Source organism: Flavobacterium sp. Arc2, assembly GCF_041431385.1.
Classification (GTDB): Bacteria; Bacteroidota; Bacteroidia; order Flavobacteriales; family Flavobacteriaceae; genus Flavobacterium.
In genome coordinates this window covers 31,105-42,802 of sequence record NZ_JASMRH010000021.1, presented here as the reverse complement: position 1 = coordinate 42,802, position 11,698 = coordinate 31,105, and the positions used below count along the sequence as shown (strand labels likewise).

General features: G+C 36.8%; 13 protein-coding genes and 1 tRNA gene. 9 read left to right on the top strand and 5 right to left on the bottom strand.

Annotated features, from left to right (window positions below; all coding sequences use genetic code 11):
- The first annotated feature begins 46 nt into the window (after nt 1-46).
- The gene (gene rpoN / locus QO182_RS14500; RefSeq protein WP_371539420.1) at nt 47-1,513 is read left to right on the top strand and encodes an RNA polymerase factor sigma-54; all 1,467 of its coding nucleotides are present in this window, start codon (nt 47-49) and stop codon (nt 1,511-1,513) included.
- Nucleotides 1,514-1,654: 141 nt separating this feature from the next.
- On the opposite strand, the gene QO182_RS14495 is transcribed toward rpoN, so the two are convergent.
- Entirely contained in the window at nt 1,655-2,248 is a 594-nt protein-coding gene (locus QO182_RS14495; RefSeq protein WP_371539422.1) for a thymidine kinase, read from the bottom strand.
- A gap of 240 nt (nt 2,249-2,488) precedes the next feature.
- On the opposite strand from QO182_RS14495, the gene QO182_RS14490 reads away from it, so the two are divergent.
- From QO182_RS14490 to QO182_RS14460, 7 genes are all read left to right on the top strand, one after another.
- Nucleotides 2,489-3,619, top strand: a complete 1,131-nt coding sequence (locus QO182_RS14490; RefSeq protein WP_371562343.1) for a hypothetical protein — start codon at nt 2,489-2,491, stop codon at nt 3,617-3,619.
- A 41-nt stretch (nt 3,620-3,660) separates the two neighbouring features.
- Nucleotides 3,661-4,374 carry a 16S rRNA (cytidine(1402)-2'-O)-methyltransferase gene (gene rsmI, locus QO182_RS14485; protein ID WP_371539428.1) on the top strand — a complete coding sequence of 238 codons (714 nt, stop codon included), beginning with the start codon at nt 3,661-3,663 and terminating at the stop codon, nt 4,372-4,374.
- A 3-nt stretch (nt 4,375-4,377) separates the two neighbouring features.
- The gene (locus QO182_RS14480) at nt 4,378-5,430 is read left to right on the top strand and encodes a flavin monoamine oxidase family protein (protein ID WP_371562341.1); all 1,053 of its coding nucleotides are present in this window, start codon (nt 4,378-4,380) and stop codon (nt 5,428-5,430) included.
- A gap of 12 nt (nt 5,431-5,442) precedes the next feature.
- On the top strand, nt 5,443-5,787 hold the full coding sequence (locus QO182_RS14475) for a HopJ type III effector protein (protein WP_371562340.1): 345 nt from the start codon (nt 5,443-5,445) through the stop codon (nt 5,785-5,787).
- Nucleotides 5,788-5,854: 67 nt separating this feature from the next.
- Nucleotides 5,855-7,543: a single-stranded-DNA-specific exonuclease RecJ gene (gene recJ / locus QO182_RS14470; RefSeq protein ID WP_371562338.1), complete on the top strand. Its 1,689-nt coding sequence runs from the start codon at nt 5,855-5,857 to the stop codon at nt 7,541-7,543.
- The gene (locus QO182_RS14465) at nt 7,543-8,823 is read left to right on the top strand and encodes an MFS transporter (protein WP_371539439.1); all 1,281 of its coding nucleotides are present in this window, start codon (nt 7,543-7,545) and stop codon (nt 8,821-8,823) included. Before recJ ends, QO182_RS14465 begins: the two co-directional genes overlap by 1 nt.
- A 59-nt stretch (nt 8,824-8,882) precedes the next feature.
- The gene (locus tag QO182_RS14460) at nt 8,883-9,239 is read left to right on the top strand and encodes a hypothetical protein (protein WP_371562337.1); all 357 of its coding nucleotides are present in this window, start codon (nt 8,883-8,885) and stop codon (nt 9,237-9,239) included.
- On the opposite strand, the gene QO182_RS14455 is transcribed toward QO182_RS14460, so the two are convergent.
- The 4 genes from QO182_RS14455 to QO182_RS14440 are packed head-to-tail and all read right to left on the bottom strand — an operon-like array spanning nt 9,236 to nt 11,447.
- The gene (locus tag QO182_RS14455; protein WP_371562335.1) at nt 9,236-9,988 is read right to left on the bottom strand and encodes a UDP-2,3-diacylglucosamine diphosphatase; all 753 of its coding nucleotides are present in this window, start codon (nt 9,986-9,988) and stop codon (nt 9,236-9,238) included. The genes QO182_RS14460 and QO182_RS14455 overlap by 4 nt on opposite strands.
- Before the next feature lie 23 nt (nt 9,989-10,011).
- Nucleotides 10,012-10,464 carry a 6-pyruvoyl tetrahydropterin synthase family protein gene (locus QO182_RS14450; protein ID WP_371539448.1) on the bottom strand — a complete coding sequence of 151 codons (453 nt, stop codon included), beginning with the start codon at nt 10,462-10,464 and terminating at the stop codon, nt 10,012-10,014.
- Between the two features lie 35 nt (nt 10,465-10,499).
- The gene (locus QO182_RS14445) at nt 10,500-10,673 is read right to left on the bottom strand and encodes a hypothetical protein (protein ID WP_371539450.1); all 174 of its coding nucleotides are present in this window, start codon (nt 10,671-10,673) and stop codon (nt 10,500-10,502) included.
- A gap of 3 nt (nt 10,674-10,676) precedes the next feature.
- Entirely contained in the window at nt 10,677-11,447 is a 771-nt protein-coding gene (locus tag QO182_RS14440; RefSeq protein WP_371562333.1) for an enoyl-CoA hydratase/isomerase family protein, read from the bottom strand.
- A 121-nt stretch (nt 11,448-11,568) separates the two neighbouring features.
- Between QO182_RS14440 and QO182_RS14435 the strand changes: the two genes are divergently transcribed.
- Nucleotides 11,569-11,642, top strand: a tRNA-Ala gene (locus tag QO182_RS14435).
- Nucleotides 11,643-11,698: the final 56 nt, after the last annotated feature.

The window sequence follows — 11,698 nt, the reverse complement described above, 5'->3', positions numbered from 1 at the left end:
TCTGCAACCTTAAACCTTAAACCTTACACTTTCATACAAAAAATAAATGCTAAAGCAATTTTTAAATTTAAAGTTATCCCAGAAATTATCTCCTCAGCAAATTCAGCTGATGAAGTTAATTCAATTGCCTACGCAAGCATTCGAACAACGTTTGTTGGAAGAAATGAATGAAAACCCCGCTTTAGAAGCCGGTAAAGAGGAAGATGAGTACGAGAAAGACGAGTTTGAAAACGAAGATTATGACGACTATGATGATTCTGAATCCGATAGAGTGGATGCAGAAGACATTAATATCGACGAATATCTAAGTAGCGACGACACCCCTGATTATAAAACCCAAACCAACAACTACAGTGACGACGATGAAGAGCGCGAATCTCCATTAGCCGCACCTGTTAGTTTTCATCAGGATCTAATCAATCAGTTGAATACATTTATCCTGAACGATGATGAACGAGATATTGCAGAATTTTTAGTAGGCAGTATCGACGACATGGGTTATATCCGTCGCAGTGTTCCTGATATTGTTGATGATATGGCGTTTACACAAGGACTTTACACTGATGAACCTACTGTAGAAAGAATGCTACATGTAATCCATGAATTAGAACCTTCAGGAGTGGGTGCCCGTGATTTACAAGAATGTTTATTGTTGCAATTGAAACACAAGACACCTACAGAATCAGTAGAACTGGCGACTGACATTATCGAAAACCAATTTGATGCCTTTACAAAAAAGCACTACGAGAAATTAATCCAAAAATACAATGTTTCGAATGAGCAGCTTAAAAAAGCAATTCACGAAATAGAAAAACTCAATCCAAAACCGGGAGGAGCTTTTACTGGAAACAATAAAATTACAGAAAATGTAGTTCCAGATTTTGCCATTAGAATTGTTGATGGCGAACTAGAATTGACTTTAAACGGAAGGAACGCCCCTAGCCTGCATGTTTCTAAAGATTATCAGGAAATGATGCAGACCTATAAGGAGTCTACTGATAAATCAGGCCCTCAAAAAGATGCCGTTCAATTTATCAAACAAAAACTAGATTCAGCTAAGTGGTTTATAGATGCAATCAGACAACGTCAGGAAACGCTTTTTGTCACTATGAATGCAATCATGCATTATCAGGAAGAATATTTTCTAGAAGGCGATGAGACGAAGTTGAAACCAATGATTTTGAAAGATATTGCTGATTTGGTTGGTCTTGATATATCAACTATTTCCCGCGTAGCTAACAGCAAGTATGTTGAAACTCCTTATGGAACTAAACTAATTAAAGAATTCTTCTCGGAAGCGATGAAAAATGATCAGGGAGAAGATGTTTCTACATTGGAAATCAAAAAAATTCTTCAGAATATCATTGAGGAAGAAGACAAGAAAAAACCATATCCAGACGATCAATTGGCAGAATTGCTAAAAGAAAAAGGCTATCCTATTGCAAGAAGAACCATTGCAAAATATAGAGAACAACTGGACATTCCTGTTGCACGAATGAGGAAGAAGATATAAGAGTGTTGATCTTAGATTTCTGATTTATTGAAAAATAAAAAAACCTTTCTGACACTCAGAAAGGTTTTTTGTTATCTAGATTTTTTTGATTCTAATTAAATTCAGCCTCCCTTTCCTTCGGAGAGGGCTGGGGAGAGGATCCTACTTTTCCTCCTCATCTTTCCTCATCGCATGATAATAAGCAGCACGACTTAGTGGTTCATATTCTTCGGTTTCACCAAGCATAACTAATTTCTCATTGTCTGTTTTACGGAAACTGTAATTTGCTAAATTCCCAGTACGCGTGCATACTGCATGAACTTTGGTCACATATTCGGCTGTAGCCATTAACGCCGGCATGGGTCCAAAAGGATTTCCTTTGAAATCCATATCTAATCCAGCTACGATAACACGAATTCCTTGGTTAGCTAAATCATTGCAAACTCTTACGATTTCATCATCAAAAAATTGCGCCTCATCAATTCCTACAACATCACATCCTTGTGCTAAAATAGCAATGTTTGCTGCGGCAGGCACTGGCGTAGAACGAATTTCATTAGCATTATGCGATACAACCATCTCATCATGATACCGGGTATCGATTTCTGGTTTAAAAATTTCCACTTTTTGTTTGGCAAATTGCGCTCTTTTCAGACGTCGAATAAGTTCTTCGGTTTTACCCGAAAACATCGAACCGCAAATAACTTCGATCCAACCAAATTGTTCTTTATGATTTACTGTATTTTCGAGAAACATTTTTGTATTTTTCTAACTTAAAAAATGAATAGTTTTTATTACTTTGTAACGTAATAAACCGACTTAAGATTTTATACTTTTACGTAGTCTCAAAAATAGAAAATTTTTATCAATTCGATGATTTGTGAACGCTTAATTAAAAATTAAATGTTCCCTACTAAAGGACCTTATTCCCTACGTAGGATAAAAATTATAGAAAATTATAAACACATACGCCATACATACCATAATTCAAACGTCATGAAAAAAAGATTGGAAGCCGATTTAGTCAGCATTGCTCACAGAATATTACAACTTAAGAATAAGTCTGACATCAATCAATTGTTTTTGGAAACCCAAAAACTATATGAAAAACTGTCGGTTTTACGCTTTGTTAATGAGCATTATGGTACTGTCCAACCTACAATAGGCCATGCTGAAATCGAAAAAGATATCCAAGCTTTTTATGACAAAAGTGAAGAACTACCTGTTGAGACTATGATTGAAATGACTGAAATAGTCCCCGTTAAGGAAGTTCCTGAGAAGGAAGAGCCAACAGAAGATGTAATTTTTAAATATGCTCCTATAGAAGAAACTCCTGCCGAAGAAGTAAATATACAAGAGCCAGCTGCAACGGAAGAACCTACCGAAGAGAAAAGTACTACTGAAGAGGTAGATGAAGAACTTACTGCCGAAGAAGCAGAAGAGTTAGGTGACTTTGCGGCAGATATAGCAGAGCAGCCGTTAGAAGATATCGAAGCTATCGAAGAAGAAGCCGAGGAAAACAAAACTGAGACCGAGGAAACAGACGAAGTTGAAGATCGTGAGGATGAAGAGGAAAACACTGAAGAAGAAATGGTTGAAGATGAAGAGCCAGTAACTGAAAAAGAAGCTGTAACTGACTTTAACACTGATTTTGAACTAACAGAAGAAACCGAAGTTGAAACACCTAAGAAAGAGCAAACCATGCAAATTTCTTTTGAAGATCTACTTGGAGGACATTATAGCGAACCACACTTTGTAAAAGTCGACGAAGTACCAGCATTACCTCCAGAAACAGTATTTGAAGCTGTAGAAAAAACAGAAGAGAAGGAGATAGCGCCAATTAAGGCACCCGAAAAAACAGTTGAATCAAAAACGGTTTCACTAAACGATAAACTTTCAAAAGGAATTGAGATTGATCTTAATGACCGAATCGCATTTGTAAAACATCTTTTTGGCAACAGCAATGAAGATTACAACCGTGTACTAAGTCAATTAATCACTTTTGATAATTTCTATGAAACACGTAATTTCATTGAAGAAATGGTAAAACCAGATTATAATAATTGGGAAGGAAAAGATGATTATGCCGAACGTTTTATGGATATCATAGAAAAAAAATTCCTTTAAATAAATTTCGAAATACTAATAAAATTCCCGCATAACAGCGTATGTCAAAATTATATATAGTTCCCACACCAATCGGTAATCTTGAAGACATGACCTTTAGAGCCATCAGGATTCTAAAAGAAGTAGACTTGATTCTTGCCGAAGACACCCGCACCAGCGGAAAACTCCTAAAGCATTTTGAGATTGGCACACACATGTACAGTCACCACATGCACAATGAGCATAAAACCATTGAAAATTTAATCTCACGATTAAAAGCTGGCGAGACCATTGCGTTAATATCTGATGCTGGAACACCTGCCATTTCAGATCCAGGTTTTTTATTGACCCGTGCTTGTGTAGAGAACGGCATAACCGTGGAGTGCCTGCCAGGCGCCACTGCTTTTGTCCCTGCTTTAGTCAATAGCGGATTGCCAAATGACAAATTTATTTTTGAAGGATTCCTACCCGAGAAAAAAGGACGCCAAACTCGATATTTAGAGCTTGCCGAAGAAACTAGAACAATGATTCTCTATGTTTCTCCACATAAATTATTAAAAACACTGGCAGAATTCATCACCTATTTTGGCGAAGACCGACAGATATGCGTATCGCGTGAACTTTCAAAATTACACGAAGAAAACGTCAGAGGAACAACCCGAGAAGTTTTAACTCATTTTGAAAAAATAGCTCCACGAGGTGAAATTGTTGTCGTGATTGGTGGAAAACCAATAACTAAAGAAGTGAAAAAAAGTAAATTTCAGAAAGACGAATAAAACATGAATAACGCAAAAATCATAATCATCGGTGCCGGTCTATCGGGTTTAATGATCGCTTATTTGTTACAAAAAAAAGGGCTTGAAGTCATTATATTAGAAGCCCACAATCGCATTGGCGGCCGTATAGAAACAGTCACCGGCACAAGTGGAGCCACAATGGAAATGGGCGCCACTTGGTTCAGCAAGCCGCACCAAAATCTTATTGCCTTACTAGACGAACTCGAAATAAGCTATTTTAGGCAACATACCCAAGGCATCTCTTTCTTTGAAACTATGTCCTTTGTGCCTCCGCAAAAATTTGAAATTTCAGATGCCGAAGAACCCTCTTATCGCATCGTTGGCGGAACGTCTACATTAATTGAAAAATTAGTGGAAAAAGTGGGGATTCAAAACATCAAAACACAAACTAAAATAACGACTATAAAGGAAGTTGATAATCATTTAGAGGTTTCAACTTCTGACGGAATCGTGTGCAAAGCCGAAACAGTTATCACCACTTTGCCGCCACATTTGTTAGTTCAAACTATAACCTTCGAGCCACGCTTACCTGATTTTATTCAGCAATTAGCGCGAAAAACACATACTTGGATGGGCGAATCCATAAAATTTGCAATGGAATACGCAAGCCCCTTTTGGAGAGATAACAAGTATTCCGGTACGCTATTCAGTCAAGCCAGCATCATCCAGGAAATGTATGACCACAGCACTGCTGACAACAAGGGTTATGCATTAAAAGGATTTCTAAACGGCGGTACACATATGCTGTCAGAAGAAGAACGAAAAGCGAAAGTAATCCTTCAGCTCACCAAACTTTTTGGGCCTGAAGCTGGAAATTACGTAGCTTATCACGAAAAAGTATGGCGCGAAGAATCACTTACCTTTTTCCCTTACGAACATCTGCTCATGGGACATGAGAACAATGGACATCCCGACTATAAAAAACCGTTATTAAACGACAAATTATATATTTCTGGTTCAGAAACTGCCTCCGCAAATCCAGGATACATGGAAGGAGCAGTAGTTGCGGCCATAAACATTGCCTCCCAATTTTAACAAACTAAGCACATGAATCTAAACGTCTTTTTAGAAAAATTAAAAGAAACTCCACAAAACATCACATTTACAGAAACGATTGCGGTAATTGAGGAAAATTATGTTTTTTCACCAACAGCATTCGAAAATGGATTACTCCACAATGCAGCGGGAGAGAACTCTGGTTCGTGTAAATTGTTTGCTTTTGCTGAATTGCAAAACTTGTCTGAAGCAGCAACATTATCTTGTTTTGGTGCTTATTATTATGAAGAAGTTTTAGGGGATCCTGAAGGAACAAACCACCAAAACATTCGGAACTTTATGAAAACGGGTTGGGACGGAATTGCATATTACGGTGAAGCTCTAGTTTTAAAATAAACAGTTTTGCAACCTATTTTGATTTTTAAAATCGATATAACAACATAATTCATACCCCACATAGACTATGCGTTGGACCATTAAACCAAAACCTTCCGAAGATAAAATCAAGCATTTGGCGCAAGCCTTAAATGTGGAGGATTTTGTGGCTACCTTATTAGTACAGCGCGGGATTGAAACTTTTGAAGATGCTAAGAATTTCTTTCGTCCGTCTCTAGACCACCTGCATGACCCCTACCTGATGAAGGATATGGAGAAAGCAGTGGCTCGCATTGAATTAGCAATCGAAAATCAGGAAAACATTCTTGTTTTTGGCGATTATGATGTCGATGGAACTACTGCTGTCTCGCTAGTATCTTCCTATTTAAAAACATATTATCCTAACGTTGCCACTTATATTCCAGATCGTTATGACGAGGGTTATGGAATTTCATTTAAAGGAATTGACTTTGCTGATGACAATGGCATCTCGCTAATAATTGCCTTAGATTGTGGTATAAAATCAATCGATCATGTGGCTTATGCCAAAGAAAGAAATATCGATTTTATCATTTGTGATCACCACAGACCCGGAAAAACGCTACCAGAAGCTGTTGCCATTTTAGATCCTAAAAGAGACGACTGCAGCTATCCTTATGATGAATTGTGCGGATGCGGAATTGGTTTTAAATTAATTCAGGCGTTAGGATCAAACCAAGGCCAGAAAATAGAAGATCTGACTTCTTATCTCGATTTGGTTGCGGCCGCAATCGCTGCAGATATCGTACCTATGACTGGAGAAAACCGCGTACTCGCTTACTTTGGTTTGCAAGTGATTAATAGTGATCCAAGACCGGGAATCAAAGCTTTAGTTCATCAAGTCAAAAAACAAACCTTAGATATTACCGATGTTGTTTTTATCATCGCACCAAGAATTAATGCCGCAGGACGAATCAAACATGGCAATCATGCCGTAGAATTATTAACGGAATTTGATTTTGAACAAGCACAGCAATTTGCTTCAGAAATAGAACAATACAACTCAGATCGAAAAGATTTAGACAAGCAAATTACTAAAGAAGCCCTGTTACAAATTGAAGTAAACGAAGAAAAAGACCGCTTTACCTCAGTTGTCTATCAGGAAAACTGGCACAAAGGCGTAATTGGTATTGTTGCCTCTCGATTGATTGAAACCTATTATAGACCTACTTTAGTTTTTACAAAAAGTGGTGATAAATATGCCGCCTCGGCACGATCCGTAAAAGGGTTTGATGTTTATAATGCACTAGAAGCCTGCTCGCAACATCTGGAGCAATTTGGTGGACACATGTACGCCGCCGGAATGACATTAAAAGAAGAGAATTATTCCATTTTTAAAGAAGCCTTTGAAAAACAAGTGCAGGAAACGATTCATCCCGATATGCTAATCCCAGAAATTGAGATTGATGCCGAAATAGATTTTGCAGATATTACCCCTAAACTCACCCGAATATTAAAACAGTTTGAACCTTTTGGTCCGCTAAACATGACTCCTGTATTTCTAACAAAAAATGTAAAAGATACTGGCTACGCCAAAAAACTAGGTGAAGACAATGCTCATTTGAAACTGTTTGTAAAACAAAATAATTCTGAAGGCATTCCGGCCATAGGTTTCGGATTAGGCAATAAAATGGAATTAACTACAAATCAAGAACCCTTTGAAGCGGTGTATTGTATAGATGAAAATGAATGGAACGGTAAGATTTCGATTCAACTGAGATTAAAAAATATTAAATAATGAGTACCCCTAAAGTTAAGAAAGATCCCTACGCAGCATTGCGTTATAAAGAGTTTAATACTTTTTTGTTATTGCGTTTCGCCATGGTTTTTGCTTGGTCTATGCAATTTATAGTGATTGAATGGCAAGTTTACAGCATCACCAAAGATCCGCTTTCACTGGGAATTATTGGATTAATGGAAGTAATCCCTGCTATTTCTATGGCTTTGTTTGCCGGTCACATAGTGGATCAAAAGGAAAAGAAAGGACTTTTAGTAAAATGTATTTTGGCTTTTTCAGTAATCAGTTTCGGGCTGTTTTTATTGACCTGGCCAGCAATAGTACATGATTATTCTCTAAAAACGATTTTGTACTCCATCTACTTTTTAGTTTTTCTTGGCGGATTAGTTCGCGCCTTCTTAGGACCCACTATCTTTTCGTTATTATCCTTGCTTGTTCCTAAAAAAGTATATCCTAATGCGGCGACTTGGAGTAGCTCTGTTTGGCAAATAGCTTCAGTTGTAGGACCTGCCGTTGCTGGTTTCTCGATTACTTTGATTGGTGTACATTGGTCAATGTGTTCTGTTTTCGCCTGTTCTGTTTTTGCATTATTATTTTTATCGCAAATAGAAAAAAAACCGATATTAAATCCGAAAATAGGAGAACCCGTAATGCAGAGTTTGACCGAAGGAATAAAATTCGTTTTCAATAACAAAACTATTTTAGGAGCGATTACTCTTGACATGGTCTCTGTTCTATTTGGTGGTGCCATAGCGCTATTACCCATCTTTGCACAAGACATACTAAAAGTTGGTCCGGAAGGATTTGGTTTTTTAAGAGCAGCCCCAGCAGTAGGAGCCTTTATTACAATGTTAATCACAGCCTATGTTCCGTTGAGTAAGAATGCCGGAATGAAGTTATTGATCGCAATCTTTTCTTTTGGTATTTGTATTATAGTATTTGGACTTTCCACGATTTTCTGGGTATCGCTTTTGGCCTTGTTCTTTAGTGGTGTATTTGATGGTATCTCAGTTGTAATCCGTCAAACGATTCTACAACTTAAAACTCCTGATCATATGCGCGGTAGAGTTTCGGCTGTAAACTCAATGTTTGTAGGTTCTTCAAATGAACTCGGTGCTTTTGAAAGTGGTGTTACTGCTAAATTAATGGGAACAGTAACGGCTGTTGTTTTTGGCGGAAGCATGACACTCATAATAGTGGCATTTACGGGATTCATTTCTCCTTCTTTTAGAAAACTTGATTTGAGAAAAGATTTAGAAGAACACGAAAACCTAGAATGATTAGTATTTATTTAGAATTATTATAAATAATGTTTATATTTGTTTCAAACATTATTCAAATGCAAGAAATAAAACAAATATACCATAATGATTCAGGGACTTCTTTTTATTGGAGAAAAGAGAATGACGTACTAGTCGACAAAGTGCAATTGATCTTTAGAGAAACTGGATTTTATTTTTCACAACAAGAACTACAAGTCTTTAAGAAATGTATAGAAGAAAGTTATGCCTTAAATAGCTGTTGTGATGATTGCGAACTAAAAAATAAATGCCATAAATTTTTACTAAAAACGCCTTGTTCTCAGATTGATTTAGCCGTTTCCATGCAAGAATTAAATGCCGTAAAAGACTTGGTTGAAGGAACTTTATTTAAAATTAATTTGGACTCTTATTTATATGGCGAAGGAATGAATTAGTACTTTTTTATTTCGAATGTATCTCCGTCAAAAACTCCATAAGTGAAATAGCTAATCCAGTCGCCAAGATTAACGTATTCTGAATTTTCCCCTACGTTCACTTTCATCGGTAAATGACGGTGTCCAAAAACAAGGTAGTTGTAATGTTTAGTTTCCAATTTCCTTTTAGAATAGAGAATCAGCCATTCGTTATCTTCACCTAAAAAAGTTACGTCCTCATCTCCAGATATCAGTTTGTTTTTTACCGATAGATATTGCGCTAAACGCACTCCAATATCAGGATGGAGCCATCTAAAAAGCCATTTTGAAAAACGATTTGTAAACACTTTTTTCATTCTCTTGTAGCCCATGTCGCCTGGTCCTTTACCATCCCCATGGCCAATAAGGAATGTTTTATCCCCGAAAGTAAATTCTTGATTATCATAAAATACAGGGATATTCAATTCTTTTTGGAAATAATCTTCCATCCATAAATCGTGGTTCCCAACAAAGAAATAGATTGGAATTCCGCTATCTCTTATTTCAGCTAATTTACCTAAGACACGAACAAAGCCCTTTGGAACAACTGACTTATATTCGAACCAAAAATCAAACAAATCTCCTAAAAGAAAAATCGCTTCAGCATCTTCTTTTACTTCATCAAGCCAAGCCACAAATCGCTTTTCTCTTGGCAAACTATTTTCTGCTGTTGGAGCACCAAAATGCTGATCTGAGGCGAAGTAAATTTTTTTATTGTTGGCTAATTGCATGAAATTAAAGTATGAATTTTGAATTACAAATTATCGCTAGCGTACCATTCAGCAAAAGAAGAATCTGTTTCTTGTAATTTTAAAGAAAAAAGCTTGATACCTGCGGGTAACCTACCAATTATTCTTTGCGCAAAATCAATTACCATGTTTTCGCTTGTAGGCTGGTAATTCACCAATATAACATGATGACCTCGATTTTTTAATTCGTGTGCCAATTCTACATGAGGGGTGGTTTCATTAAAAACGGTGGCATGATCAAACTGATCTACAATTTCTTCTTTTACAATTTTTTTTAAGTCGGTAAAATCGATAACCATTCCAAATTTTACATCATTACGATTCTCGATAGGACTCCCGATAACAGTTACTGACAATTTATAACTATGTCCGTGAACATTTTTACATTTGCCATCATACCCATATAGCGCATGACCAGTTTCGAAACTAAATTTTTTTGTAATTCTGATATTGCTCATTTCCGTATAATTTTGCTTGCAAATTTAGTGAAAAATTAACCGTTTTCATCTCTTTTTTTTGCAGAAGCATACATCCAATAAGCCAATCCTAGTAAAACAACAAATGGAATGACGGAACCAATAATCACACCTATCTGGTAATTACTATCAGTTGCATTTTTCAATTTTCCCGCTATATCGACTTGTTGTATTAGAGCTGTAATTTTCATTTCTTATTGTTTTTTAAATTGACCTAAAGCATTTTTAGTAAAATCAGACAGTACTAATTCGCCTGAAATTGCTGCTCTTTTCAGCAATAAGGCATCCCAGTCCTCAGTTCCTTCCCAAATTATCTTCTTCATTTGCACCAAGGCTTCTGGATTGTAGGAAGCTAGCTTTGTAGTAAAGTGAGCTATATCAATATCTAACTCCACCTGATTTTCCAAAACTTTGGCGTAAAGCCCTTTGTCTTGAGCCCAATCTGTATTTTTCCATTCGGTGGCCGCTAGAGTCATTTCTGTCATTGCCGTCTTACCAATTTTACGGCTTACCGCAGGCTCAATCACAAATGGACCAATCCCTATAGCAAGTTCCGAAAGTTTAATACTACTATCAATGGTCGCAAAAGCATAGTCGCAGGCTGCGGCAATACCTACACCACCTCCTACTGCTTTTCCATGAATACGTCCCACTATAATTTTAGAACATTTGCGCATGGCGTTTATTAAATTAGCAAATCCCGAGAAAAATTGCGTTCCTTCTTCCTGATTGGATACTGCCAAAAGTTCGTCGAAAGAAGCTCCGGCACAAAAAGCAGCTGTTCCTTCACTTCGTAAAATAATTACAGAAATGCCAGCATTAACACTCAGCTCGTTCAACTTTTCAGTTAACGCATCTAACAATTTCCTTGGAAAAGAATTACTTGCTGGATGACTAAATTCTACCGTTGCAATCGTATTGTCGATTGTAGTGGTTAATGAACCTGTTGGATTTTCTAGTGCCATTTTAGTTGTTTTTATGTAAAGTTAAAAATATTATGAAGAAAGTCATCCTTTTATCAGAACAGAAAGTTGTTTTTTAATTTGTCTTTTCAATGTAAAATAATGTTATATTTGCCAAAGAATTGGGGGATTAGCTCATTTGGCTAGAGTGCTTGCCTGGCAGGCAAGAGGTGACGAGTTCGAATCTCGTATTCTCCACAGTTTAAAACTCAAGTCAGATGGCTTGAGTTTTTTTATTTTAAAGCCTATGTTTT

What these genes read in the sequence shown, in the direction of transcription:
- rpoN (WP_371539420.1), top strand. Translation starts at nt 47, where the DNA reads ATGCTAAAGCAATTTTTAAATTTAAAGTTATCCCAGAAATTATCTCCT.
- QO182_RS14495 (WP_371539422.1), bottom strand. Translation starts at nt 2,248, where the DNA reads ATGTTTCTCGAAAATACAGTAAATCATAAAGAACAATTTGGTTGGATC.
- QO182_RS14490 (WP_371562343.1), top strand. Translation starts at nt 2,489, where the DNA reads ATGAAAAAAAGATTGGAAGCCGATTTAGTCAGCATTGCTCACAGAATA.
- rsmI (WP_371539428.1), top strand. Translation starts at nt 3,661, where the DNA reads ATGTCAAAATTATATATAGTTCCCACACCAATCGGTAATCTTGAAGAC.
- QO182_RS14480 (WP_371562341.1), top strand. Translation starts at nt 4,378, where the DNA reads ATGAATAACGCAAAAATCATAATCATCGGTGCCGGTCTATCGGGTTTA.
- QO182_RS14475 (WP_371562340.1), top strand. Translation starts at nt 5,443, where the DNA reads ATGAATCTAAACGTCTTTTTAGAAAAATTAAAAGAAACTCCACAAAAC.
- recJ (WP_371562338.1), top strand. Translation starts at nt 5,855, where the DNA reads ATGCGTTGGACCATTAAACCAAAACCTTCCGAAGATAAAATCAAGCAT.
- QO182_RS14465 (WP_371539439.1), top strand. Translation starts at nt 7,543, where the DNA reads ATGAGTACCCCTAAAGTTAAGAAAGATCCCTACGCAGCATTGCGTTAT.
- QO182_RS14460 (WP_371562337.1), top strand. Translation starts at nt 8,883, where the DNA reads ATGCAAGAAATAAAACAAATATACCATAATGATTCAGGGACTTCTTTT.
- QO182_RS14455 (WP_371562335.1), bottom strand. Translation starts at nt 9,988, where the DNA reads ATGCAATTAGCCAACAATAAAAAAATTTACTTCGCCTCAGATCAGCAT.
- QO182_RS14450 (WP_371539448.1), bottom strand. Translation starts at nt 10,464, where the DNA reads ATGAGCAATATCAGAATTACAAAAAAATTTAGTTTCGAAACTGGTCAT.
- QO182_RS14445 (WP_371539450.1), bottom strand. Translation starts at nt 10,673, where the DNA reads ATGAAAATTACAGCTCTAATACAACAAGTCGATATAGCGGGAAAATTG.
- QO182_RS14440 (WP_371562333.1), bottom strand. Translation starts at nt 11,447, where the DNA reads ATGGCACTAGAAAATCCAACAGGTTCATTAACCACTACAATCGACAAT.